The organism is Mesorhizobium sp. WSM1343, from assembly GCF_055901535.1.
Genome location: NZ_CM148370.1, coordinates 4,737,278 through 4,759,662 on the forward strand (window position 1 = coordinate 4,737,278; position 22,385 = coordinate 4,759,662).

Below are 22,385 nucleotides of genomic sequence, written 5' to 3' on the forward strand. Positions count from 1 at the left end.
CCACGGCAGGAATAAAGCGTCTCTCGTTCGATTCACCTACATCGTGAAATCGAAGCGGTAGGTGGTCGACACGCCGACCGTGAACTGGTTGCGGTCGCCACGCTCCTTGACCAGGCTGGAATCGGCCGCCGGTCCCATCAGGCGCGAATATTCGCCAAACAGGCTGGCGGTCATCGGCTCGGTCACCTTCCAGGTTATGGCGCCGCCAAGGCCGGTCGATTTCAGCCCGCCACCGGGATGGTATTCGCTCAGGCCGGAGGCCACCGCTTCCTGCGCGTTGACGCCATAATAGGCGTCGAAATAGTTGCCCGAGGCGAAGGAAACACGCGGTCCTCCCGAAATCCTGACGGTCGGCGTCACGTCGTAGAAGGCATCGGCGGCGATGTCGGCGACAAAGCCGTTGTGGGCGCGAATGCCGTGGCGCAGCTCGGCGCGGGCGCGCAGCCAGTCCGTCGGATAGAATTCGAAGAAGCCGCCGACTTCGCCGCCCCAGCGCACCGGATCGAGGCCCTTCAGTTCATCGGCGTTGTCGTCGTCGCGGGAAAACAGGAACTTGCCGGTCAGGCCGGCGCGGACACCGCCATCGTCGACCAGCGCCAACGAGATGTTGTCGTTGCGCGAGACAAAGCGTGCCGCCGGTCCAGCCTTGCCCAATGAGATGATGGGCTGGGCGCTCAGCATGTATTTCCTGCCGCCCTCGAAATTGGGCGCGACCAGGCCGGTGGCGCCAACGGTCAGATACCAGTCGCCGGACAGCCAGCTGCCCTCGCCCGCATTGGCGGCGCCCGCCCCGCCCAGCACCGCAGCGGCCAACACCAGAGAGATTCTTCCGACCGGACTCATGGCCACTCCACTAACACAACGCATATGACTACCGATGACAGCTTTGACGGCCGTTTGGTAAAATTTGATTTAAACCCGAGACATACGCTCGCGCTTTGCCGCGATGCCGCTGCCGGTCATCGACTGGACGTTGGCCCGCGCCCGGATTACCTTCCATCCGCAGTATTCCGCAGCCCTCGATGGAGACCGCGACAATGACCCTGCATGGCGACGCCCTGAAAATCGCGATCGAACAGACACGGACAAAATGGGGATGGTTTGTCGCGCTCGGTGTGCTGCTGCTCATCTTCGGCGGCATTGCCTTCGCCAACCTGTTCGTCGCCACGGTGGCTTCCGTCTACGTCGTGGGATGGCTGATGCTGATGGCGGGCATCATCGAGATCGTGCACGCGTTCGGCGTCAAGACCTGGAGCCGCTTCTTCTACTGGCTGCTCAGCGGACTGCTGTACGCCGTTGCCGGCTTCTTCGCTTTCGGCAATCCGCTGCTTGCCTCGGCGGTGCTGACATTCCTGCTGGCGATTGCGCTGGTCGCGTCAGGGGTGCTCAGGGCCTGGGTCGGCTACAGCCATCGGCCGGAACGCGGCTGGGGCTGGATCGTCGCTGCCGGTGTCATCACCGCGCTTGCGGGCCTGATCATCGCCATGGGCTGGCCGGTCAACAGCCTGTGGGTGCTCGGTCTGTTCCTGGCGATCGATCTGATCTTCCAGGGCTGGACCTTCATCGCCGTTGGCCTGGCACTGAAGAAGTAGCTTAAAATGCCATCGCAGCGTCGAGGTCGGAGAGCGGCCTGACGCCGGCAAGCAGCGCGCGTGCCTCGGCTTCATCGCGCTTCATCTGCGCGACCAGCGCGTCGAGCCCCCCGAACTTCACCTCCGGACGCAGGAAACCGAAGAAGGAAACCTGACAAACCTCGCCATAGAGGTCACCAGAGAAATCGAAGACAAAGGTTTCCAGCAGCGGCGCGCCGTTGTCGTCGACTGTCGGGCGTCGGCCAAAGCTGGCGACGCCGTCGTGAAGCGTGCCGTCGGCGCGGCGGAAGCGGACGGCATAGATGCCCTCCTTGAGTGCGGCTTCAGCCGAAAGCCTCATGTTGGCAGTCGGAAAGCCAAGGGTGCGGCCGAGCTGCTGTCCGCCGACCACCTCGCTTTCGACGGTGAACCGGTAACCGAGCAGTCCGGCGGCTTCAGCCACCTCGCCCTCGCCCAGCAATCCGCGGATACGGCTGGACGACACCACCTCGGCGCCCTCGTCCCGGAACGCGTCGACGAGCGTGACGCCGAAGCCGTGACGTTCGCCGGCCGCCATCAGGTAGGCCGGGCCGCCCTGACGATCCTTGCCGAAATGGAAGTCGAACCCGGTCACGGCGTGAGTAATGCCGAGGTTCGTTTCCAGCACATCCGTCACGAACGCTTCCGCCGACAGCGAGGCGAAGTCGCGCGTGAACGGTTGTTCGACGAGTGCGGCAAAGCCCAGCAGCGACAGCAGCCGCGCCTTCATCGGCGGCGGCGTCAGCACGAACAACGGGATATCAGGCCTGAAGATCTTGCGCGGATGCGGTTCGAATGTCAGCACCAGGGCCGGCACGCCGCGCCGTCCTGCCTCCGCCGAGGCTCGCTCGAGCACCGCCTGATGGCCGCGATGGACGCCATCGAAATTGCCGATTGCCACGACGCCGCCGCGCAGGTCGGCGGGAAGCGGCGCGGTTGCCAGGATGCGCTGGAAGGCTGCCATCGTCACCTACCGAAGTCTGGGAATGACGGCCACCGGACCATAGCCATGCTTTTCCAGGAAGGCCGCCAATCTTGCCGGATCCGGTTGCAGGGCATCGCCATAGTCGCGGGCATGGATACCGCCGGAGACATAAAGAACATCGAAGCCATTGTCGGCGGCGCCCTTCACATCGGTCATCATGCCGTCGCCGATGGCCAGCACCTGGCCGCGCTCGACCGGCTGGCCAAGAATCTCGGCAACCTCCTTCATCGCGAGATTGTAGATCGGCGCGTAAGGTTTTCCAGCGATCAATGTGCGGCCGCCGAGCTGGGCATAGTCACGCGCCAGCGCGCCGGCACACCAGATGATGCGTTCGCCACGTTCGACCACGATGTCGGGATTTGCGCAGATGAAAGGCAGGTTCCTGGCGCGCAGCCGCCGCAGGAGCTCCGCGTAATCCTCGGGCTTCTCGACCTCGTCGTCGAACAGGCCGGTGCAGACGACGCCGGACGCCTCGAACTCCTCGACAAGCTCGACGTCGAGACCTTCATAGAGGGTGAAGTCGCGGTCGGCGCCGATATGGAAAATCTTGCGCGGCCCTTCGGCGATCAGATCCCGGGTCACGTCGCCTGAGGTAACCACCCGGTCGTAGGCTGACGGTGGAACACCGATCGCGTTCATCTGCGCCACGACATCGGCACTTCTGCGCGGCGAATTGGTGATCAGGACGACGGGGATTTTCGCCTCTCGAGCCCTTGCCAATGCGGAGGCCGCCACAGGGAAATGCGTTTCGCCATTATGGACCACGCCCCAGACGTCGCACAGGATTGCCGAATAGGCCTTCGACACGTCTTCGAGCGAGCCGATGATTTCAGGCGAATCCGCCATGCCGTTTCCTTCAGTCATGATCGTTGCGACCGCCACGACAGACGGTTCGCCGCAGCCGGTTCGGATTAGCCGAACCATTCCGGCCTGTCACCAGCTTTCGCCAGGCACGATTGGTTAGCGGTTGGTGAAGCGCTGCCCCGGCAATAGAGCGATTTGCCAAACCCGGCCTTCAGCGTTTTGTGGAAAGCTGGCGTCGATCGAGAATCCGCCGGCGGGGGCCGCTCCAAGACATGCATGGACTTTGGCGTCAGTTCTGCCGCGACCAACGCGGCAACTATGCTCTTATGACGGTCGTCGCGATGGTTCCGCTGATGGGCGCCCTGGCAATGGCCGTCGACTTCACCGAGATGAGCCGCGAAAAACAGGCAGTTTCGAACGCGCTCGATGCCGCAAACTTCGCCACGGCGCGCCGGCTGACGGAGGGTGCCACCGACGACCAGTTGCGGGCCTATGCGCTCGACTTCTTCAATGCCAACCTCAACAAGATCAATCCCGCCAATACGACGCTCACCGTTACCTTGCCAAGCAACACCACCGGCGGCGGCTTGCTCAAGATGACCGCGCGGCTGGACTACAAGCCCTATTTCTATCCGGTCTTCGGCCAGCTCGTCGGCAAATCCGAAACCGACGCCAACCAGAGGATCAGCTTCAACATCACCTCGGAAGTGCGGCTGAAGAACACTCTTGAAGTCGCCCTGGTACTCGACAATTCCGGGTCGATGACCAAGACCGGAACGGGCTCGGGGCAAACGCGCATCGACCTTCTCAAGACCGCGGCCAAACAGCTGGTCGACACGCTGGCCCAGCAGGCGGCGATGATCAAGCAGGTCGACAGGCCGGTGCAGTTCGGCCTCGTGCCGTTTGCCGCCTCGGTCAATGTCGGGCCCGGCAACGGCAATGCGCCCTGGATGGATACCGAAGGCCTGTCGCCGGTATCGAACGAGAATTTCGACTGGTCGACGCTGAACGCAGCCGACAAATACGCCCAGCAGACCAACGGCATCTGGTACAAGCGCGGCACCGGATGGGGAACCGACGAAGGCCAGATGCTGACCCGGTTTTCGCTCTATCGCGACATGAAGGTCGTCACCAACCATGAGCGTGTCGTCAACAGCAAGCGCGTGGTGTGCGACGAATACAACCCGAACAACACCTGCAAACGCGACCACGACGAATACGACTACATCGACACCTATGGCCCGTTCGCCAGTTGGCAGGGCTGCGTCGAGGCCAGGCCTTATCCCTACAATGTCAACGACGCGGCGCCTTCCGGCGGCTCGGCGAACACCGGCATAGGGGTCGGCGATCCGGCGACGATGTTTGTGCCGATGTTCGCCCCGGACGAACCCGGCAACCATTGGAGGCTCACCCAGGATCCCGACGAGGCCGCGCCGACGACCTATGGCGCCATCAACAGCTGGTGGAATGACGATCCGACGAGCAGCACCGGCCAATCCCGGCTGCGCAACATGTCCAAATATTTCCAACCGAGGCCGATCAATGCGCCGGCGCTGGCCGCCGGCAACGGGCCGAACTACAGCTGCTCCACCAACCCGATCACGCCGCTGACCGATGTCAGCGTTACCACTGGGCTTACCGCGATCAAGGCCGCGATCGACCTGATGAAGCCCGATGGCGGCACCAATGTTCCCGAAGGCATGGCCTGGGGTTGGCGGGTGGTTTCGAGCGGCGAGCCGTTCACGCAAGGCCGCCCGGAAACCGAAAGAGGCAACGACAAGGTCGTCATCGTGCTGACCGACGGCGCCAATACCTACTACACGCCGTCCTCGCTCAGCCATTCCGACCCCGCCGATTCGAAATCGACCTATGCGTCCTTCGGCTATCTCAACCCAGGCTACAACGGCACTTCGGTGGGCCGCCTGTTCATGGGCACATCGAGCGCCATTGGCCAGTTCGACTATTCGAACGGCAACTACACCAACGCGCTCAACGAGCAGGTGGCGACGCTTTGCAACAACGCCAAGGCAGCCAATATCATGGTGATGACGGTGGCGCTCGACCTGTCGACGACCAAAACCGCCGATCAGCAGGCGATCGAGGCGCTGAAATCCTGCTCGTCGAACTCGCGCTTCCGCAAGGATCCAACGGACGCGAGCAAGCCGGCAAAACTGTTCTGGAATGCCACCGGCGCCAGCTTGTCGAACGATTTCAAGGAAATCGGCAACGAATTGTCGAACCTGCGCATCGTCGGCTGATCCTCAGGCTTCGGGGGCTGGCTGGAACAACGGCTGGCGCCGCCATGCACTTGCGCGCGCCTCCCGGGACAGGCACATCTTGGCCGCCTGCCGGATCGCGCGTCCATTCGCGGCGCGCTGGGGAAGAACAGATGCCCGAAACAGCCAATCATCTCGCCTTCGCGCTGGTCTGCCTCGGCATGGTGCTGACGCCTGGCCCCAACATGATCTATTTGATCTCGCGTTCCCTGTCGCAGGGGCCGAAGGCGGGGCTCATCTCGCTTGGCGGCGTGGCGCTCGGCTTTGTCTTCTATGTACTGGCGGCGGCATTCGGCATCACCGCGCTGCTGCTCGCCGTGCCCTACGCCTATGATGCGCTGCGCTTTGCCGGCGTGCTCTATCTCCTGTGGCTGGCCTGGCAGGCGGTGAAGCCGGGCGGACGCTCGCCATTCGAAGTGCGCGAATTGCCGAGGGACCGGCCGCGCAAGCTTTTCGCCATGGGCCTGATGACCAATCTGCTCAATCCGAAGGTGGCCGTGCTCTATCTGTCGCTGTTGCCGCAATTCATCAGCCCCGGCAAGGGTCACGTCCTGTCGCAGCTCCTGGTGCTCGGCGCGACACAGATCTCGATCAGCCTCAGCGTCAATGCCGTCATCGCGGTGACGGCCGGTTCAATCGCCACCTTCCTCGCCGGACGGCCCTCGTGGCTGGTCATCCAGCGCTGGATGATGGGAACCGTGCTGGCGGCTCTCGCGCTGAAGATGGCGACCGACGCGCAGCGCTGAGAGCTAGCCTACATCGGTCGCCTTATCTGCTGTGCCCGCTCCGGCTCGACCACCTTGCGGTAGAGATGCCAGGTGGCATGGCCGAGCACCGGCATGACGACGGCGAGCCCGGCAAACAGCGGGATCGAACCGATCACCAGAAGCACGGCGACCAGCAAGCCCCACAGCGCCATTTGCAGCGGGTTGGCCATCACCGCCCGGGCCGAGGTCTCGATGGCTGAGACGGCGCCGACGTCGCGGTCGAGCAGCAGCGGGAAGGCAACCACAGTGGTGGCCAGCACGATTACGGCAAAGACAAAGCCCGCGGCATTACCGGCAAGGATCAGCGTCCAGCCCTTACTGGTGGTCAGCACGTCGCGGATGAAGCCGCCGATCGAGGCCGGCGGCTGGTCTCCGAACAGGCCAGTGTAGATCGATTGCGCGGTGTAGAGCCACAACAGGAACAGCGCCACCAGCATGACGCCGATGACGGCGATCGACGGGATCGCGGACGAGCGCCGGACATCAAACGCGTGCCGCCAGGAGGTGTTCATGCCGAGCTCGCGCCGGCGGCTGATCTCGTAAAGACCGAGCGCCGCAAACGGCCCGACCAGCGCGAAACCCGACATCAGGGGATAGATGAGCTGGATGGCATTGGCGCCGGACGTCCACTGCGTCAGGATCAGGCCGACGATGGGATAGATCAGGCATAGGAACACGTAGTGCGATGGTTTTGCCCAGAAATCCTCGAACCCGAGACGCAACGCATCCCAAAGGTCCGACGTGGCGATGCGGCGCACCGCCGGCTGCACATGCATTCCACGTGCGTCCGCCATGACATGAAAGCCGGCCATAACCTTCCTCCCGTGTGTCGGGGCGGTCACCGCCTGGATGGCCGCCAGAGCTGCCACTTCAAGATCGAGAAGCATGATAGCAGAGTTGGCGGCGATTGTCGCCGGGTCAATGGCCTGGGGAGCAACTCCTCGTTGTGTTCAACTCTCCGTATGGCCTCTCATATGGCGTACCTTGGCAGACCTTCGTTTTGGCCAATCATTGTGCTGCATTTTAGCATTTACGCATTTTAGCATTTACTTAAATTACTCGTAGGGATCCCTGGCGTATCACCTGAGCTTTACGAGTTTCGGCGAGGGACTATGTTCGCATTGAAAGCCTTCTGGTCTTCGGAGCGCGGCAACTTTGCCATAACGACCGCCTTCGCTATGCTGCCAATAATGATTGGTTTGGCCGGCGCCGTCGATCTGATCGGCACGAGCCATGACGCCTCGCAACTCCAGAACTCGCTGGACGCGGCTGGGCTCGCCATCGGCACGAAGTTCTCTCCCGATATGGCGGCTGGCGATGTCCAGCAGCTTGGGCTGCAGTTCTTCGCCGCCAATATGAGCGCGGCCGACCAGCAGGAATATTTGGGCAGCGTCTCCGCTTTCGCGGCAACGGCAAGCGGCAGTCCAAGCGCCTACTTTATCTCGCTGTCGTCCAGCATAAGCCGCCCAAGCTTCATCAGCGCCTCGGCCCCCTGGCAGGCCTACCGCTCGGCCTCGGTCAAGATAAAACCTGGCGCACAGGCCTGCGTGCTGGCGCTCGATCCGCATGCGTCCGCCGCCGTGAACCTGCAGGGCTCGACCAACGTCTCGATGGACAATTGCGTGATCGCGGCGAACTCGGACGCGTCGGATTCCGTCAACAGGGGTGGTTCCGCACTGGTTTCGGCCGGCTGTGTCTCAACCGTCGGTGGCACCAGCGGGCTGTTGCCACCCAGCGCCAGTCTCGCCTGCGGAACGCCGCACGAACATAGGTACGCGTCCTTTGATCCATTGGCCGACGTCGTTCCTCCCCCTTACACATTGTGTTTGCCTGTCCCGAACGGCAAAACCTACACGCTGTCGCCCGGCACTTATTGCGACAAGACATTATCGGGGAACATCACGCTTAATCCGGGCGTCTACATCATGCGCGGCACCACCATAAAGCCAGGGGGAAACGGCAGCCTGACTGGCCAGGGCGTGACCATTTTCCTCATGGAAAGCGCTCAGATCTACATAAATGCCAATGAGAAGGTGAACCTTTCCCCGCCCACGAGCGGCCCTTATGCTGGCATCACCATTTTCCAGGATCACGGCAACACGTCTGCCCTGACATTGAATGGTGGCGCAAATTCCGTGCTCAGCGGTTTCATCTACGCGCCGGACGCGCCCATTTCCTACGCCGGCAACTCTGATATGAGCGCCCAGGGCGACTGTCTCAGGCTTGTCGGCAATACGATACAGATGACCGGGAACTCTTCCGTCAAGTCGGACTGCGCGGCGGCGCTTGGAAATCGCACAATGTATGCCGATCGGATGATCACTCTGGTGAAATGAGAGACAACCTGACGTGCGGCGGCGCCAGCGGTAGCGTTGAGAAAAATGGCGGTAACGCACGGCCGGATCGGTTTCGATGCGAGGCGCAATCCGGCCAGCCTGGGATAGGCAGCGCCGTCGATCGCCTGGTGAAATTCCGCCCAGCATGCCACGCCGATCAGCGTTATACCGGCCAGCGTCAGTCTGTCGCCCCCTCTTCGATTTTTCGCCGCCCTGCCCGGCAAAAGCCATGATCGCCATTATCTCAGGGGCATGACCATAGCGAAAATCGAAACCCACCCGATCCCGAAGCTGAACAGGCGCATGGTGCTGACCGGCCTCGCAGCCCTGGCGGGGCTCGCCGCCTGCAGCACCGTTTCACTGCCAACCGGTGAAGGCGCCGGGGTCTCCTCCTCCGCCACCAGCACGCTGGCCAGCATCCGCGCCTCGGCCGGGCTCGCGCCGCTGGTCCCCGACCGGCAGCTCGAACAGGCCGCCCTGCAGCAGGCAGGCTACATGGCGCAGCGCCGCCGCATGAGCCACACCACCGGCTGGGGCAAGGATTTCGCCTCGCGCGTCAGGGACAATCGAATTTCCGGTGCCGCGGCGGAGAACATCGCCGAGGGTCGTTTCGACCTCGAGAAGCTGTTCGACATCTGGGTGCATTCACCAGGCCATCGCCGCAACATGCTCGACCCGCGCTTCACACGCTTCGGCCTTGCCTATGTGCGCGACGGCAGCGACAGCAAGCTCCGTTACTGGAGCCTCGTGCTCGGAAAATAGGAAAACGTGCCGGTTCGGTGCGCCACCCCCAAGACGATTTGATGGAAAGCTAGTCCATATGCGCCGCCGGCGCGCCGCCGGCTGGCGCCTGCTTCGGCTTGCGCAGCAGGAAAACAAACGGGATGGCAAGCAGCGTCATCACCATGAGTATTTTGAAGTCGTTGACGTAGGAGATCATCATGGCCTGGAGATTGACCATGCGATCGACCTGCGAGAGCGCCGTTGGGTCGCCGCCTGCGGCAGCCGGCGAGACAGCCCACAGATTGGGGTTGAACGGATTGATGAAGGCCGAAAGCTCGGCATGGTTGATCTGCGTGTTGCGCACCATCAACACCGTCACGACCGACACGCCGATCGACGAGCCAAGATTGCGCACCAGGCTGAACAGAGCCGTGGCATCGGTGCGGAAGCGCACGTCAAGCGTGGCGAAGGCGACGGTCGACAGCGGCACGAACACCATCCCCATGCCCAGGCCCTGGATGACGCCGGAGCTGATGATCAGCCAATTGTCCATCTGCGGGGTGAAGCTGGACATGGTGTAGAGCGACTGCGCGGTCAGCAGGAAGCCGATGACGACGAGGATCCTGGCGTCAATCCTGCTCATGAGCCGCCCGACGACGAGCATCGAAATCATGGTGCCGACGCCGCGTGGCCCCATGACGATGCCGATGGTGACGGTCGGATAGCCGAAGATGGTCGACAGCATCGGCGGCAGCAGCGACATGCTCGCCAGGATGAGCACACCCATGACGAAGATGAATGCCAGTCCGGTCACGAAATTGCGGTCGAGGAAGATCTTGGGATCGATGAAGGGGTGCTCGGCCGTCATGGTGTGAATGATGAACACCCAGAAGCCGGTGAGCGAAAGACCAAGTTCGATCCAGATCTCGACCGAGGAAAACCAGTCGACCTCGCCGCCGCGGTCGAGCAGCAGCTGAAGCGCGCCGACGCCGAGCGATATCATGGCGAAGCCGAAGAAATCGAAGCCGCGCACGCGCCGCGCGATAGCCGGCAAATAAGCGGCCATACCGAGAAAGGCGACGATGCCGACCGGCAGATTGATGAAGAACACCCAACGCCAGTTGAAATTCTCGGTCAGCCAGCCACCGAGTGTCGGGCCCAGAATCGGACCCAGCATGATGCCGGCGCCCCAGATGGCCATCGCCTGGCCATGGCGTTCCCTGGGATTGATGTCGAGCAGGAAGGTCTGCGACAGAGGCACGATCGCGGCGCCGAACACGCCTTGCATCAGCCGGAAGAACACCATGGTCTCCAGGCTCCAGGCGATGCCGCACAGCATCGAAAACACGGTGAAGCCGACCACCGCCGTCAGGAACAGTTCCTTGCGGCCGAAGCGATCGGCCAGCCAGCCGGTGACCGGCGTCATGATGGCGGCGGCAACGATGTAGGAGGTCAGCACCCAGTTGATGTTGTCAGGCGAGGCGCCGAGATCGCCGGTCATGGTCGGCAGCGCGACGTTGGCGATCGTCGTGTCGAGCGCCTGCATGATCGTCGCCAACATGAGCGCGACCGTGATCAGGCCGCGATGCGGCACTTCTTTGAAGGGTTCGGGCGTGCTCATGGCGTGGAACTTCCAGCAGGTAACAAAAACGTGTACAAGGGGTTTCCGGGCGGCAACGCCTTCCGTTGAGAGACCCTCGTCGCGGTGGGACGCGATTGTCGATGTGGGGGTTACATCGACTGAAAGTCTCTGATCAGCGGATGCCTGCCGCCCGGAAACATGAGGACCGACGGGTCCGCGTCGGAGATTTCAGACTTCGGCCAGGCCGCTGTGCGGCGTGCCCAAACGCTGATCCTTCCAGCTCCTCCCATCAGACCAATCCTGCTATTCACCTCCGCCGCTGGTCCTGCGGCATTCTGTTGACGTTACTGCGCGGCCTCGCCGGCCGTGGCGTGACCGAAGATCGAAGGCAGGCCACGCGCCACGCCGGTGTCGACGGTAACGGTGGCGCTCATGCCGGTGCGCAACGCCATCTTGGCGTCCGCATCGGTCAGTTCGAGACGAACCGGGATGCGCTGTGTGACCTTGACCCAGTTGCCGGTGGCATTCTGGGCCGGCAGCAGCGAGAACTCGGCTCCCGTGCCGGCGCCGATCGCCTTGACCGTCGCCTCGAAGGTGCGCCCCGGATAGGTGTCGACCACGATCTCGGCCTTCTGGCCGGGCTTCATGTGGGTGAGCTGCGTTTCCTTGAAATTGGCATCGATCCAGGTGTCGCCGGTCTCGACCAGCGAAAACAGCGGCGTGCCGGAACCGACATACTGGCCGACCTTGAACGACGAGGCCTGGCTGACGATGCCGTCAGCCGGCGCCTTGACCGTGGTCTGCGCCAGGTCGTAGGCGGCCTTGTCGCGCGCGGCGAGCGCGGCCATCACGGTCGGATGCTTGTCGGTTTCGATGTCGGGATTGCCGCCAAGGGCTGCCTTGGCGCTGATGATGCCTTGCTCGGCAACGGCGAGCTGCTGCTTGGCCTTGTCGAGATCGTTCTTGGCTTCGTCCAGCGACGATTTGGCGTTGATGCCCTTCTGGGCAAGATCGGCGGCGCGGTCGAACTGCGACTGGGCGAAGGCGACCTGGCTGGCATCGGACTTCTGCTGAGCCATCGACTGGCCATAGGCGGCGCGCAACTGCTCGACATTGAGACGCGCGCCCGCCACCGCCGCGTCGGCCTGCGCCAACGCGATCCGGTAGGGCTCGGGGTCGATGGCAAACAGCTCGTCACCCTGCTTGACCAGCTGGTTATCGAAGATGTCGACCTTGACGATGCGGCCGGCCGTGTCGGAAGCGATCGACACCTTGGCCTGCTGCAGATTGGCGTTCTCGGTCTCCTGATAACGGCCGCCGGTAACCCAGACATAGCCGCCGCCAACAGCCAATGCCGCAGGCAGCGCGACCATGAGCAGGAAGCGGCCCAGCCGGCGCTTTTTCTTCACCGGCGCCGGAGCCGGCTGCACCGGGGGAGCAACGGTTGCCGGGGCCGCGGCCGGCTGCGCCGGCGCTTCCATTTCCAGTTCGGTCACTTTCTCGTCTATCTTGGCTACCGCGTTCATGCTGCTGCGCCCTCTGTGTTCTTCACTTTTTCAATGGACGGCGTCTCGTCGTCGGTCAGGTTGCGGACCATCGCCTCAAGTCCCTCGACGAGGACGCGACGGGCTTCCGGTTTCACGCCGACCAGCGATTCCTCATAGACTTCTCCGGCAATGCTCTTGATCACGGCGTAGGCATCGCTTGCCTTGGGCGTCAGGAAGATCATGCGGACGCGGCGATCGGCAGCGTCGGAACGACGCTCGATCCAGCCTCCCTCCTCCATGCGATCGACCAGGCGCGAAACGCTGATCGGCTCGATTTCGAGAAGTTCGGCCAGCCGCGCCTGCGCGACACCGTCTTCCTTGGCAACGCGGACCAGAAGCCGCCATTGCGCCGAAGAAAGCCCCAAGCCACTGGCCCTCGCCTCGAAGCGCTTGCGCATCAGGCGCTGCACGTCGTGGATCAAGAAGCCCAATCTGTCGATGCCATCGGAAACCATGAGCAGGATATATAATAAGCGTGCTCACTATTCAAGGTGCCGCAGTGCACACAAAGCCGACAAATGTGCATGACAGCTTTGCCGGGCCAATCATGGTTATCGATTTGCGAACGCATGATGGCCGCGCCGCCTCTCCGCTGGTCGCGTCTGGCATATTGATGTACAGCCGCTGAACAGGATCGGGGGATCAACGCAATGCCGACGCTTTACGCTCTCAAGCCGGCCTTCCAGGGTCGACTGCGGCCGCTGGTCAATCGGCTGGCGGCCATCGGGGTCACCGCAAACAGCATAACCATCCTGGCGGCCGCGATGTCGATAGTCGCCGGCGCGGCCATTGCGATCCGGCATGAATGGCGCTGGCTGCTGTTGCTTATCCCCGTGGTGATGTTCGTGCGCATGGCGCTGAATGCCGTGGACGGCATGCTGGCGCGCGAGCATGGCCAAGCCTCGACGCTCGGCATGTATCTGAACGAGTTGTGCGACGTCGTTTCGGACCTCGCGCTGATCTTGCCTTTTGCCGTCTTTCCGGAATTTGGCGCATGGGGCGTCGTCGCCTTCGCAATATCGGCGGTGCTGACCGAGTTTGCCGGCGTGCTCGGCATCGCCGCCAAGATCGGCCGCAACTATGCCGGGCCGTTCGGCAAGAGCGACAGGGCGCTGGCGCTCGGCGTCGTCGCCGTGCTGTGCGCCCCAGGGCTGTGGCCGGTATCGATCGCGCCATTTGTGTTTCCGGCCATGGCAACGCTTTCGCTGCTGACCGCCATAAACCGGATACGCGCCGGGCTTATTGGCAGCGCCAGCTGAGCATCGAGGCTCGCCATGCCGCCAGTGGGGCCGCCAGAGGGAAAGACCATGATGCACGAACCGGTCGCCGCCGCGGCCACGGAAAGCCTTGCGCGGCAAGCGCAGGAGCGGGTCTTCCGCAGCCATGACGGGACGGAGATCTTCTACCGATTCTGGCCGGCGGCTTCGGCCGATGCCAAAGGCGCGGTGGTGCTCTTCCATCGCGGCCACGAGCATGGCGGCCGCATGGCCCATCTCGTCGATGAATTGCGGATGCCGGGCCACGCCTTCTATGCCTGGGATGCCCGCGGCAATGGCCGTTCGTCCGGCGAGCGCGGCTATGCCCCGTCCTTCTCGGCGCTGGTGCGCGACATCGACTGCTTCATGCGCGAGATCGCTGAAAGGGATGGCTTCGCCACGCGCGATATCGCGCTGATCGCGCAGTCCTTCGGCGCCGTTCTGGCCGCCGCCTGGGTGCATGACTATGCGCCGAAGCTGCGCGCCATGGTGCTGGCCTCACCGGCCTTCTCGGTAAAACTCTACGTGCCCTTCGCCAAGGAGGGCATAGCGCTCTGGCAGAAGATCAAGGGCCGCTTCTTCGTCAATTCCTACGTCAAGGCGAAATTCCTGACCCATGATCCCGTGCGAATCGCCTCTTTCGAGAGCGATCCACTGATCACGCGGCCGATCGCTTCCAACATCCTGGTCGAACTCTACCAGCATGCAGCCCGCATCGTTGCGGACGCCCGCGCCATCACCGCGCCGACGCAGCTTCTGCTTTCGGGCAGCGATTGGGTCGTGCGCCACGGCCCGCAGCACGAGTTCTTCGTCAATCTCGGCAGCCGCATCAAGGAACGTCATGTGCTGCCGGGCTTCTTCCACGACACGCTGGGCGAACGCGACCGGGCAAAGGCCCTCGACCTGATCCGGCCGTTCCTGGCCAGGCAGTTCGCGGCACCGGATGCGCCGGTCGACCTGAAGCAAGCGGACATTGCCGGCTACACACGCGACGAGGCCGACCGGCTTGCTTCACCGCTCGCTTTGATGTCGCCAAAGGGTCTCTATTGGGCATTCAGCCGCGCCTCCATCCGCATGGGCGCCTGGGTTTCCCAAGGCATGAAGACCGGCATTGCCACCGGCTTCGATTCCGGCTCGACGCTGGATTATGTCTACGAAAACGACGCACGCGGCCTTACGCCCCTTGGCCGCGTCGTCGACCGTGTCTTCCTGGAAGCCATCGGCTGGCGCGGCATCCGCCAGCGCAAGCTGCATCTCGAAGAACTGATCGGCTCTTGCCTGGCAACGCTCAAGGCCACTGGCCGGCCAGTGCATATTCTCGACATCGCCGCCGGCCACGGCCGCTATGTTCTCGATGCCATCGTGAAGAGCCCCGACCAGCCGGCGAGCGTGCGTCTGCAGGATTATTCCGACCTCAACGTGCAGCTTGGCCGCAAGCTGATCACGGAGCGGCAATTGCCGGCTGACGTCACGTTCCAGCGCGCCGACGCTTTCGATGCCGACATGCTCGCCAACGCCGATCCGGCGCCGGACCTCGCCATCGTTTCCGGCCTCTACGAGCTATTCTCGGACAATGCGATGATCGCCCGCTCGCTCGGTGGATTGGCCAGCGCCATGCAGCCGGGCAGCCTGTTGCTCTACACCAACCAGCCTTGGCACCCGCAGCTCGAGATGATCGCCCGCAGCCTGACCTCGCATCGCGGCGGCGAGGCCTGGGTGATGCGCCGGCGCACGCAAGGCGAAATGGACCAGCTCGTCGAAGCCGCCGGTTTCGAAAAGCTCGACCAGCGCATCGACCAATGGGGCATCTTCACCGTCTCGCTCGCGCGGCGCCGCTGAGCAGCATGGTGTCATCGCCTGCATCCGTGGCGCGTGCCGAACCCTATAGCCGGGTGGTCGTCAGGGCAGCCCTGTGGCTGGCCTTCCTGGCGCCGTTCTTCTATCTCAGCTACGGCTTCGCCAACTGGCTGGCGTCGCGGCGCGACGATGTCGGCAGTATCGTGTTCTCGTGGGAGCACGGCATCCCGTTCGTCGCCTGGACCATCGTGCCCTATTGGTCGATCAACCTGTTCTACGGCCTGTCGCTGCTGCTCAACAACGACAGGCAAGGGGTCGACCGTCTGGCCGGACGCTATCTCACCGCGCAAATCGTCGCCGTTATCAGCTTCATTCTGTTCCCGCTGACCGCTACATTCGTGCGACCGGCGACGACCGGCCTGCCGGGCTTCCTGTTTGCCGTGCTCGGCGGTTTCGACAAGCCGTTCAACCAGGCACCCTCGCTGCACATCGCCCTTTTGGCGATCATCTGGGATCATTGGCGCCACCGGCTCGGCGGGTTGCTCCTGCCGCTCTGGCATGGCTGGAGCTTCCTCATCGGCGCCTCGGTGCTGACGACCTGGCAGCATCACTTCATCGACATCCCGACCGGCGCGCTGCTCGGGTTCTTTGCGCTGTGGCTGTTTCCGCGTAGCGGCGCATTGCCGTTTGCGGGCTTCCGGCTGACCAACGATGCGAAAGCGCGGCGGCTGGCGCGGTTCTACGCGCTGGGCGCCGTCCTCGCGCTGGCCGGTGCCGCGCTCGGTGCCTTCCTTTGCGCTGTCGCGCTCTTCCTGCTTTGGCCGGCGCTGGCGCTGGCCATCGTCGCCTTCGCCTATGCTGGCGCAGGCGAAAAGGTGTTCCAGAAATCCGCCGATGGCAGCATCACGCTTGCAAGCCGTGTCCTGCTCTTGCCTTATCGCCTCGGCGCCAGGGCAAACATATGGGCCTGGACGCGCAATCTTGCCCCCCAGGTGGCGATTGCCGAAGGTGTCTTTCTCGGGCGCTTTCCCACGGCAAGCGAGGCCAACAGCTTCGGCACGGTCATCGACCTCGCCGCCGAACTCGAAAAGCCGGCGACAACCGATTGCCGCTGGATCAGCTTTCCGATGATCGACCTGTTGCCGCCGCCACTGGCGATACGGCAACAGGCAGCCGGCGCGCTGGAGAATGCACGCCGCGACGGCACCGTCCTGGTGTGCTGCGCGCTCGGCTTCCAGCGCAGCGCCGGCGTCGTCGCCGAATGGCTGGTGGCGACCGGCAGGGCCGGGACGCCGACGCTCGCCCGCGAGATGCTCGCGGCCGCCGGCCGGCCGGTCCACCTTGCAGAGGCCACTGGGCGGGCGGCGTCATGACAGGCAATACCTATCAGGACCGCACCGACCGCTTCGCCGGCATGCTGATGCGACAGGCCGCGTGGCCGGCCGCAATCGTGCTGGCCGCAAATGTCCTTGCGCCTCTAGCCGCGTCGGCGCGCGGTGCCTTCGAGACCTTGCCCGCGGCCATCGCTTTGTCGATCGCCGCCGCGAGCGCGGTTGCGGTGCTGGCGCTGTCGGCATTGCTGGCATTCGACGCGCTGCTGTTCCGACTGATGGCGAGCCATGACGACGAAGCTTCCGGCGGTGCCGCGGTAGATGACATGTTGGCGCGCATGCGCCTGAAACCGGCTCCGTTCGCGACACGCTTGCTCGATGACCGCATGGCCGGCACAAGCCGCTTGCTGTTCAAGCAGCGCGCTGCCCTGGCTCTGTTCGCCGCAGCGCTTCTGGCGGCAGGGTTTTGGGCGCCGCGATGAACAAGCTTTCGCTCAAGACCTTCACCTTGCTGCAGACGGTAACCTCCGTCGGCCTGTCGGCTCTGGCCCGGATGGTGACCGGGGTGCGGCCGATCTGGAACGGCAGCCTGCCCTCCGAGCGGCAGCGCATCTATTTCGCCAATCACACCAGCCATGGCGACTTCATCCTTTTGTCGGCCTGTCTCAGCGAAAGGGAGCGCGCGATCACCCATGCTGTTGCCGCAGGCGAATATTGGGGGAAGTCGCGGCTGCGCCGCTTCATCGCGCAGGACATGTTGTCGTCCGTGCTCATCAACCGGCAATGGACGAGACCTGAGGAAAACCCCATCGAGATCATGCTGTCGGTTCTCGACCAAGGGCACTCGCTTATCCTGTTTCCCGAGGGCACCCGCAACATGACAGACGAGCCGCTGCTGGCGTTCCGCTCCGGGCTCTACAATCTGTCGACGGCGCGGCCTGAGGTCGAGCTGATCCCGTGCTGGATCGAGAACATGTCGCGCGTGCTGCCCAAGGGCCAGTTCCTGCCGGTGCCGCTGCTGTGCCGCGTCGTTTTCGGCGCGCCTGTCGCGGTTGGCCCGGGCGAAGAACGCCGCGCCTTTCTCGAGCGCGCCCACGCCGCGCTTCTGGCGCTCAACCCGCGTCCCGAGCGAGACGATTGATGCGCCACGAGATCTCCATCCTGATCATCGGCCTGCTGGCGGTTTTGACCACCGCCAGCATCGTCGCCACCATCCTTTCGGCGCGAGCGCCGAAGCCGCTGAGCTCGACGCTTGTCAATCTCACGCAGCGCATCAACGCCTGGTGGGTGATGGTGGCGCTGATGACGGTCGCCTTCTTCTTCGGCCGTTACGGGATGACCATCCTGTTTGCGCTGATTTCCTTCGCCGCGCTGCGCGAATTCGTGACGCTGACGCATACGCGCCGCAGCGACCATTGGGTGCTGCTCGGCATGTTCGGCATCATCATCCCGTTTCAGTACTGGCTGGTGTGGACCGCCTGGTATGGGCTCTTCGTCATCTTCATTCCGGTCTACTGCTTCCTCTTGATGCCGGCCATCACGGCGCTGCATGGCGACACCGAACGCTTCCTCGAGCGGATCGCCGCGCAGCAATGGGCGGTGATGATCTCGGTCTATTGCGTCAGCCACGTCCCCGCCCTGCTGACACTCGACGTGCCAGGCTTCGAAGGCCGCACCTTGCTGCTGATCGCCTTCCTGATCATCGTCGTGCAAGGCAGCGACGTGCTGCAGTACATCTTCGGCAAGCTGTTTGGTAAACACCGGTTTTCGCCGAACGTCTCGCCGTCGAAAACCTGGGAAGGGCTGATCGGCGGATTGGTGTCGGCGAGCCTGCTCGGCGCGCTGTTGTCGTTCGTGACGCCCTTCTCGCCGCTGCAGGCGGCAGCCGTGGCCTTCGTCGCCTGCTCGATGGGATTCCTAGGCGGGCTGGTCGCCTCGGCCATCAAGCGCGACCAGGGCGTCAAGGACTGGGGCCATCTCATCGAAGGCCATGGCGGCATGATGGACCGCACCGACAGCCTGGTCTTCGCCGCCCCGGTGTTCTTCCACATCGTGCGCTATTTCTGGACCGTGTGATCCGGCGACCGGTTGCCAAACGCGCTCAAAGCCGGTTGCGGATCAGCATGGTGACGACGAAGAACGCACCGACCGAGCTGGTGATGATGCCGATCGGCAGTTCCTGCGGCGGCAGCAGCGTTCGGGCCAGAAGATCGCTGGCCAGCAAAAGCACCGCGCCGAAGACGGCGCAGCTGGCAACCAGGCGCAGATGCAAGGGGCCTGCCAGCGGCCGCGACAGATGCGGGATCATCAGCCCGACGAAGCCGATGACCCCGGCGACAGAGACCAGGATCGCCGTCGAGAAGGCGGCGACGAGAAACGTCATTCGGCGCATGCGCGCCACTGGCACGCCAAGGCTTTCGGCGGCGTTTTCGCCGGCCAGGAAGGCATCGAGCCGGCGGTGGTTCCACAGCGCGTAAGCCAGAATGGTGCCCGCACCCAGCGCGCCCAACCAGATATTGTCCCAGCGCGCCAGGCCAAGGCCGCCCATCGTCCAGAACAACACGGAGTGGGCGGCGCGCTGGTCGCCGGCAAAGACCAGGTAGTTGGTCAAGGCGGTGAACATGAAGGACACGGCAAGGCCGGCGAGGATCAGCCGCTCCGGCCCTTGGCCCCTCACCCGCGCGACCAGCAGCAGGACGACGCCGGCGGCCAATATGCCGCCGGTGAAGGCCGCGACCGGCAACGTCCAGATGCCAAAGCTGTCGCCGAAGACGGTGATGACGGAAACAGCACCGGCGGCGGCGCCCGACGACAGGCCGAACAGGAACGGATCGGCGAGATCGTTGCGGGTCACTGTCTGCAGCAGCGCGCCGACGACGCCGAGGCCCGCGCCGACGCAGATGGCCAGGATCGTGCGCGGCAGCCGCAGATCGACGACGATCTTGCCGACCGGCCCGGACACGTCGTGCCCGCCTAAGCCGATTGCGCGGCCAAGCGCTGCTACAACGTCGGCCAGCGGGATCAGCGTCGAGCCATAGGCGATCGACAGCAGAGCGAGAGCGGCGATCGCCGCCGCTCCCGCCAGCATGGCCAACGCAAATGCCGGATGGCGCAAGCTCAAAATGCTTCCGGGTGCATGGCCTTGGCGATCTTGTCGATCGCTTCGATGTTGGCGGGTCCAGGCATCAGCTCGGCGTAGCGGAGGGCAACGAAGCGCTCGTTCTTGACCGCGTCGGTCTCCTTCATGGCCGGATGCGCCTTCAGGAAGTCGAGCAGCTTCCTGTAGCCGCCACCGTCCTGGTAATCGAGCAGGATGAGGAATTGCGGATTGCGCGACGCCACCGTTTCCCAATCCGTGTTGCCCCAGCTGGTGTCCATGTCAGCCATGATGTTGTCGCCGCCGGCGGCAGTGATCATGGCGCTGGGGATGGCGAACTTGCCTGCGGTGAACGGCTTGTCCTCGCCGGAATCGTAGAGGAACACCCGCGTGCCCTTGGCGCTGCCGACCTTGGCGGTGATGTCGGCGAGCTGCGCCTTCCAGCCAGAGACAAGCTTTTCCGCCTCTGTCTCCTTGCCGAAGATCTTGCCCAGCTTTTCGACGTCGCCGTAGAGCAGGTCCATCGAGGCGGCGGGGCGCCTCTTGTCGAGATGGACGCAGCTTTCCGCCAGAACCAGCGTCTTGATGCCGTGCGGGGCAAGCGTGTCGGGCGTCACCTCGCCACCCGGCTTCATGCCGTAGTACCAGCCGGCGAAGAAGAAATCCGGCTCCACGGCCACGAGGTTTTCGAGCGTCGGATATTTCGGCGCCAGCTCCGGGATCGAACCCTGCTCTGCCTTGAATTCGGGACCGACCTTGTACCATCCGGTGATGCCGGTCAGGCCGACGATTGACGGCTGCAATTTCAGCGCGAAAGCCATCTCGGCCATGTTCAGATCATGGATGACAGCGCGCTTCGGCGGCGCGTCGAAGGTCAGCGGCTTGCCGCAGCTGTCGACGGTTACCGGGAAGGCGAAGGCGGTCGAGGTCAGCAGCGAGACGGCAAGCGAAAAAGCGAGGCGTTTCACGGGTATGCTCCTTGTGGGTGGGATCGGGTCGACTATGGAACGGCTTCAATCACGACGGCGGCGCGGCACGGTTCGGAACCTCGAACACCGTCAACTCTCGATCCTCGGTCGGATGGCGCAGGCGCAGCACATCGATGCCGAAAATCTCGCGGATCAGCTGTTGGGCCAGCGCTTCGCGCGGTGCGGCGAGCGCTTGCAGGCGGGCATGATTCATCACCGCAACCCTGGTGGCGAAGGGTGCTACCAGCGCCAGATCGTGCAGCACCGCGATCACCGTCATCTCGAAGCCTGCCACGAGGTCGAGCAGTTCGCCGCGGGCGCGCGGGTCCAGATGGTTGGTCGGTTCGTCGAGGAACAGGATTTTGGGCTGCTGGGCGATGGCGCGCGCCAGTTGGGCGCGCTGGCGCTCGCCGCCCGACAGCGAGCCGACGGTGCGGCCAAGCAGCGGCAGCAGGCCGGTCCGGCGCAGCGCATTGACGACAATGTCGCGTTCCTCGCTCCTGCGCCTCAGTCCGGCGTGCGGGACCCGGCCAAGCTCGACATAATCGATCACCGCCAGCCGCGGATCGGGCTGGTCGGTCTGGCCGACAACGGCGATATGCAACGCCCGCTCGGCGGCCGAAATCCTGTCCAGCCCGCGTCCGCCAAGCTTCACCTCGCCGGAACTTGGCCGCAGCATGCCCGACAGCATGCGCAGCAGCGTCGTCTTGCCGGCGCCGTTGGGACCGATGATGGCAAGGCGATCGCCAGCGGCCACCGAGAAGCTGACCGCCTGGACCAGATTCCGCCCATTCGCCATGGCACAGAGGTCATGGGCTTCGAGAAGCGCTGCGCTCATCGGCTGCAGCCCGCCGGATTGCGGGGACGGCAAAGCGTGCGCATGGTGATGCGATGATCGATGGAGCCGTCCAACTTTCCGTCACTTTCCAAAACTGGCGACGGAAGGAAGCTGGCGAACCGGCCGACAAGGCCGGGATTCGCGTTTCCTCCCGGCACACCCCGTCCGGTCAACTCAGTGATGGCAGGTCTCCTGGCTCGCGGGTCGTTGCGCCATCCTGCCTTCCCAGCCTTGCCGGCCAGTGGCATTCACGGATTTTGCTCGCCGCTTACAGTTGCGGGGGCAGCCACGGCCTCGACCTGAACAGGCCTCACCGTGTTCCCTTTTCACCCCTCGCCTTTCGGCTCGGGGACCATCACCACTTCAGCGTAGATTTCCACCAAACGCTTCGCAATGGATTTCTCGGACGAAGTGGTGGGCCAGCTAAGGGAAACAGGCATTGCACGCTCATTTTATGTAATAACATAA

At 63.7% G+C, this 22,385-nt stretch carries 21 protein-coding genes and 1 riboswitch; of the genes, 11 read left to right on the top strand and 10 right to left on the bottom strand.

The genetic code is table 11. The features are described 5' to 3' along the window. Positions 1 to 36: 36 nt before the first annotated feature. Positions 37 to 843, bottom strand: coding sequence for a MipA/OmpV family protein (locus AC0NIL_RS23200; RefSeq protein WP_024504841.1), 807 nt, complete (start codon positions 841 to 843; stop codon positions 37 to 39). A 194-nt stretch (positions 844 to 1,037) separates the two neighbouring features. Here AC0NIL_RS23200 and AC0NIL_RS23205 point away from each other — a divergent pair, with 194 nt between their 5' ends. After that, the gene (locus tag AC0NIL_RS23205; protein WP_013532362.1) at positions 1,038 to 1,592 is read left to right on the top strand and encodes an HdeD family acid-resistance protein; all 555 of its coding nucleotides are present in this window, start codon (positions 1,038 to 1,040) and stop codon (positions 1,590 to 1,592) included. A gap of 1 nt (position 1,593) precedes the next feature. On the opposite strand, the gene AC0NIL_RS23210 is transcribed toward AC0NIL_RS23205, so the two are convergent. Both AC0NIL_RS23210 and AC0NIL_RS23215 read right to left on the bottom strand, forming a co-directional pair. Next, the gene (locus AC0NIL_RS23210) at positions 1,594 to 2,574 is read right to left on the bottom strand and encodes a bifunctional riboflavin kinase/FAD synthetase (RefSeq protein WP_473573520.1); all 981 of its coding nucleotides are present in this window, start codon (positions 2,572 to 2,574) and stop codon (positions 1,594 to 1,596) included. 6 nt (positions 2,575 to 2,580) lie between these two features. Next, positions 2,581 to 3,441, bottom strand: a complete 861-nt coding sequence (locus AC0NIL_RS23215) for a TIGR01459 family HAD-type hydrolase (RefSeq protein WP_063170199.1) — start codon at positions 3,439 to 3,441, stop codon at positions 2,581 to 2,583. 230 nt (positions 3,442 to 3,671) lie between these two features. On the opposite strand from AC0NIL_RS23215, the gene AC0NIL_RS23220 reads away from it, so the two are divergent. Beyond that, the gene (locus tag AC0NIL_RS23220; protein ID WP_206523607.1) at positions 3,672 to 5,657 is read left to right on the top strand and encodes a TadE/TadG family type IV pilus assembly protein; all 1,986 of its coding nucleotides are present in this window, start codon (positions 3,672 to 3,674) and stop codon (positions 5,655 to 5,657) included. A 131-nt stretch (positions 5,658 to 5,788) separates the two neighbouring features. Next, a complete protein-coding gene (locus AC0NIL_RS23225) occupies positions 5,789 to 6,421 on the top strand; it encodes a LysE family translocator (RefSeq protein ID WP_127366966.1) in 633 nt (210 codons plus the stop codon). Between the two features lie 8 nt (positions 6,422 to 6,429). Here the strand turns inward: AC0NIL_RS23225 and AC0NIL_RS23230 are convergent, their stop codons facing one another. Then, positions 6,430 to 7,254, bottom strand: a complete 825-nt coding sequence (locus AC0NIL_RS23230; protein WP_063173641.1) for a DUF2189 domain-containing protein — start codon at positions 7,252 to 7,254, stop codon at positions 6,430 to 6,432. Positions 7,255 to 7,554: 300 nt separating this feature from the next. Between AC0NIL_RS23230 and AC0NIL_RS23235 the strand changes: the two genes are divergently transcribed. Next, positions 7,555 to 8,778 (top strand): TadE/TadG family type IV pilus assembly protein, encoded by a 1,224-nt coding sequence (locus tag AC0NIL_RS23235; protein ID WP_027163217.1) that lies wholly within the window; start codon positions 7,555 to 7,557, stop codon positions 8,776 to 8,778. A gap of 252 nt (positions 8,779 to 9,030) precedes the next feature. Next, positions 9,031 to 9,540 (top strand): CAP domain-containing protein, encoded by a 510-nt coding sequence (locus AC0NIL_RS23240; RefSeq protein ID WP_032899511.1) that lies wholly within the window; start codon positions 9,031 to 9,033, stop codon positions 9,538 to 9,540. A gap of 49 nt (positions 9,541 to 9,589) precedes the next feature. On the opposite strand, the gene AC0NIL_RS23245 is transcribed toward AC0NIL_RS23240, so the two are convergent. The 3 genes from AC0NIL_RS23245 to AC0NIL_RS23255 form a co-directional block, all read right to left on the bottom strand. Further along, positions 9,590 to 11,122: a DHA2 family efflux MFS transporter permease subunit gene (locus tag AC0NIL_RS23245; protein WP_013532370.1), complete on the bottom strand. Its 1,533-nt coding sequence runs from the start codon at positions 11,120 to 11,122 to the stop codon at positions 9,590 to 9,592. A gap of 305 nt (positions 11,123 to 11,427) precedes the next feature. After that, positions 11,428 to 12,609 (bottom strand): HlyD family secretion protein, encoded by a 1,182-nt coding sequence (locus AC0NIL_RS23250; RefSeq protein ID WP_013532371.1) that lies wholly within the window; start codon positions 12,607 to 12,609, stop codon positions 11,428 to 11,430. Then, positions 12,606 to 13,085 (bottom strand): MarR family winged helix-turn-helix transcriptional regulator, encoded by a 480-nt coding sequence (locus AC0NIL_RS23255; RefSeq protein WP_013532372.1) that lies wholly within the window; start codon positions 13,083 to 13,085, stop codon positions 12,606 to 12,608. Before AC0NIL_RS23255 ends, AC0NIL_RS23250 begins: the two co-directional genes overlap by 4 nt. A gap of 195 nt (positions 13,086 to 13,280) precedes the next feature. Here AC0NIL_RS23255 and AC0NIL_RS23260 point away from each other — a divergent pair, with 195 nt between their 5' ends. The 6 genes from AC0NIL_RS23260 to AC0NIL_RS23285 are packed head-to-tail and all read left to right on the top strand — an operon-like array spanning position 13,281 to position 19,090. Further along, a complete protein-coding gene (locus AC0NIL_RS23260; protein ID WP_275954751.1) occupies positions 13,281 to 13,889 on the top strand; it encodes a CDP-alcohol phosphatidyltransferase family protein in 609 nt (202 codons plus the stop codon). 51 nt (positions 13,890 to 13,940) lie between these two features. Further along, positions 13,941 to 15,725 (top strand): bifunctional alpha/beta hydrolase/class I SAM-dependent methyltransferase, encoded by a 1,785-nt coding sequence (locus tag AC0NIL_RS23265; protein ID WP_473573537.1) that lies wholly within the window; start codon positions 13,941 to 13,943, stop codon positions 15,723 to 15,725. A 5-nt stretch (positions 15,726 to 15,730) separates the two neighbouring features. Continuing rightward, a complete protein-coding gene (locus AC0NIL_RS23270; protein ID WP_275954753.1) occupies positions 15,731 to 17,056 on the top strand; it encodes a phosphatase PAP2/dual specificity phosphatase family protein in 1,326 nt (441 codons plus the stop codon). Beyond that, positions 17,053 to 17,496, top strand: coding sequence for a hypothetical protein (locus AC0NIL_RS23275; RefSeq protein ID WP_013532376.1), 444 nt, complete (start codon positions 17,053 to 17,055; stop codon positions 17,494 to 17,496). Before AC0NIL_RS23270 ends, AC0NIL_RS23275 begins: the two co-directional genes overlap by 4 nt. Then, positions 17,493 to 18,155: a lysophospholipid acyltransferase family protein gene (locus tag AC0NIL_RS23280; protein ID WP_013532377.1), complete on the top strand. Its 663-nt coding sequence runs from the start codon at positions 17,493 to 17,495 to the stop codon at positions 18,153 to 18,155. The genes AC0NIL_RS23275 and AC0NIL_RS23280 overlap by 4 nt, the downstream gene beginning before the upstream one ends. Beyond that, a complete protein-coding gene (locus AC0NIL_RS23285; protein WP_027163212.1) occupies positions 18,155 to 19,090 on the top strand; it encodes a phosphatidate cytidylyltransferase in 936 nt (311 codons plus the stop codon). Before AC0NIL_RS23280 ends, AC0NIL_RS23285 begins: the two co-directional genes overlap by 1 nt. Positions 19,091 to 19,115: 25 nt before the next feature. On the opposite strand, the gene AC0NIL_RS23290 is transcribed toward AC0NIL_RS23285, so the two are convergent. From AC0NIL_RS23290 to AC0NIL_RS23300, 3 genes are read right to left on the bottom strand one after another with little or no spacing between them, the layout of a single operon-like run. Next, positions 19,116 to 20,102 (bottom strand): FecCD family ABC transporter permease, encoded by a 987-nt coding sequence (locus AC0NIL_RS23290; protein WP_081714386.1) that lies wholly within the window; start codon positions 20,100 to 20,102, stop codon positions 19,116 to 19,118. A 29-nt stretch (positions 20,103 to 20,131) separates the two neighbouring features. After that, the gene (locus AC0NIL_RS23295; RefSeq protein ID WP_473573525.1) at positions 20,132 to 21,079 is read right to left on the bottom strand and encodes an ABC transporter substrate-binding protein; all 948 of its coding nucleotides are present in this window, start codon (positions 21,077 to 21,079) and stop codon (positions 20,132 to 20,134) included. 49 nt (positions 21,080 to 21,128) lie between these two features. After that, on the bottom strand, positions 21,129 to 21,917 hold the full coding sequence (locus AC0NIL_RS23300) for an ABC transporter ATP-binding protein (RefSeq protein WP_024504856.1): 789 nt from the start codon (positions 21,915 to 21,917) through the stop codon (positions 21,129 to 21,131). A gap of 165 nt (positions 21,918 to 22,082) precedes the next feature. Beyond that, a riboswitch (cobalamin riboswitch) is annotated at positions 22,083 to 22,289 on the bottom strand. Positions 22,290 to 22,385: the final 96 nt, after the last annotated feature.

What these genes read in the sequence shown, in the direction of transcription:
- AC0NIL_RS23290 (WP_081714386.1), bottom strand. Translation starts at nt 20,102, where the DNA reads ATGCTGGCGGGAGCGGCGGCGATCGCCGCTCTCGCTCTGCTGTCGATC.
- AC0NIL_RS23265 (WP_473573537.1), top strand. Translation starts at nt 13,941, where the DNA reads ATGCACGAACCGGTCGCCGCCGCGGCCACGGAAAGCCTTGCGCGGCAA.
- AC0NIL_RS23270 (WP_275954753.1), top strand. Translation starts at nt 15,731, where the DNA reads ATGGTGTCATCGCCTGCATCCGTGGCGCGTGCCGAACCCTATAGCCGG.
- AC0NIL_RS23230 (WP_063173641.1), bottom strand. Translation starts at nt 7,254, where the DNA reads ATGGCCGGCTTTCATGTCATGGCGGACGCACGTGGAATGCATGTGCAG.
- AC0NIL_RS23200 (WP_024504841.1), bottom strand. Translation starts at nt 843, where the DNA reads ATGAGTCCGGTCGGAAGAATCTCTCTGGTGTTGGCCGCTGCGGTGCTG.
- AC0NIL_RS23220 (WP_206523607.1), top strand. Translation starts at nt 3,672, where the DNA reads ATGCATGGACTTTGGCGTCAGTTCTGCCGCGACCAACGCGGCAACTAT.
- AC0NIL_RS23275 (WP_013532376.1), top strand. Translation starts at nt 17,053, where the DNA reads ATGACAGGCAATACCTATCAGGACCGCACCGACCGCTTCGCCGGCATG.
- AC0NIL_RS23260 (WP_275954751.1), top strand. Translation starts at nt 13,281, where the DNA reads ATGCCGACGCTTTACGCTCTCAAGCCGGCCTTCCAGGGTCGACTGCGG.
- AC0NIL_RS23250 (WP_013532371.1), bottom strand. Translation starts at nt 12,609, where the DNA reads ATGAACGCGGTAGCCAAGATAGACGAGAAAGTGACCGAACTGGAAATG.
- AC0NIL_RS23285 (WP_027163212.1), top strand. Translation starts at nt 18,155, where the DNA reads ATGCGCCACGAGATCTCCATCCTGATCATCGGCCTGCTGGCGGTTTTG.
- AC0NIL_RS23225 (WP_127366966.1), top strand. Translation starts at nt 5,789, where the DNA reads ATGCCCGAAACAGCCAATCATCTCGCCTTCGCGCTGGTCTGCCTCGGC.
- AC0NIL_RS23245 (WP_013532370.1), bottom strand. Translation starts at nt 11,122, where the DNA reads ATGAGCACGCCCGAACCCTTCAAAGAAGTGCCGCATCGCGGCCTGATC.
- AC0NIL_RS23205 (WP_013532362.1), top strand. Translation starts at nt 1,038, where the DNA reads ATGACCCTGCATGGCGACGCCCTGAAAATCGCGATCGAACAGACACGG.
- AC0NIL_RS23280 (WP_013532377.1), top strand. Translation starts at nt 17,493, where the DNA reads ATGAACAAGCTTTCGCTCAAGACCTTCACCTTGCTGCAGACGGTAACC.
- AC0NIL_RS23300 (WP_024504856.1), bottom strand. Translation starts at nt 21,917, where the DNA reads ATGAGCGCAGCGCTTCTCGAAGCCCATGACCTCTGTGCCATGGCGAAT.
- AC0NIL_RS23255 (WP_013532372.1), bottom strand. Translation starts at nt 13,085, where the DNA reads ATGGTTTCCGATGGCATCGACAGATTGGGCTTCTTGATCCACGACGTG.
- AC0NIL_RS23240 (WP_032899511.1), top strand. Translation starts at nt 9,031, where the DNA reads ATGACCATAGCGAAAATCGAAACCCACCCGATCCCGAAGCTGAACAGG.
- AC0NIL_RS23215 (WP_063170199.1), bottom strand. Translation starts at nt 3,441, where the DNA reads ATGGCGGATTCGCCTGAAATCATCGGCTCGCTCGAAGACGTGTCGAAG.
- AC0NIL_RS23235 (WP_027163217.1), top strand. Translation starts at nt 7,555, where the DNA reads ATGTTCGCATTGAAAGCCTTCTGGTCTTCGGAGCGCGGCAACTTTGCC.
- AC0NIL_RS23210 (WP_473573520.1), bottom strand. Translation starts at nt 2,574, where the DNA reads ATGGCAGCCTTCCAGCGCATCCTGGCAACCGCGCCGCTTCCCGCCGAC.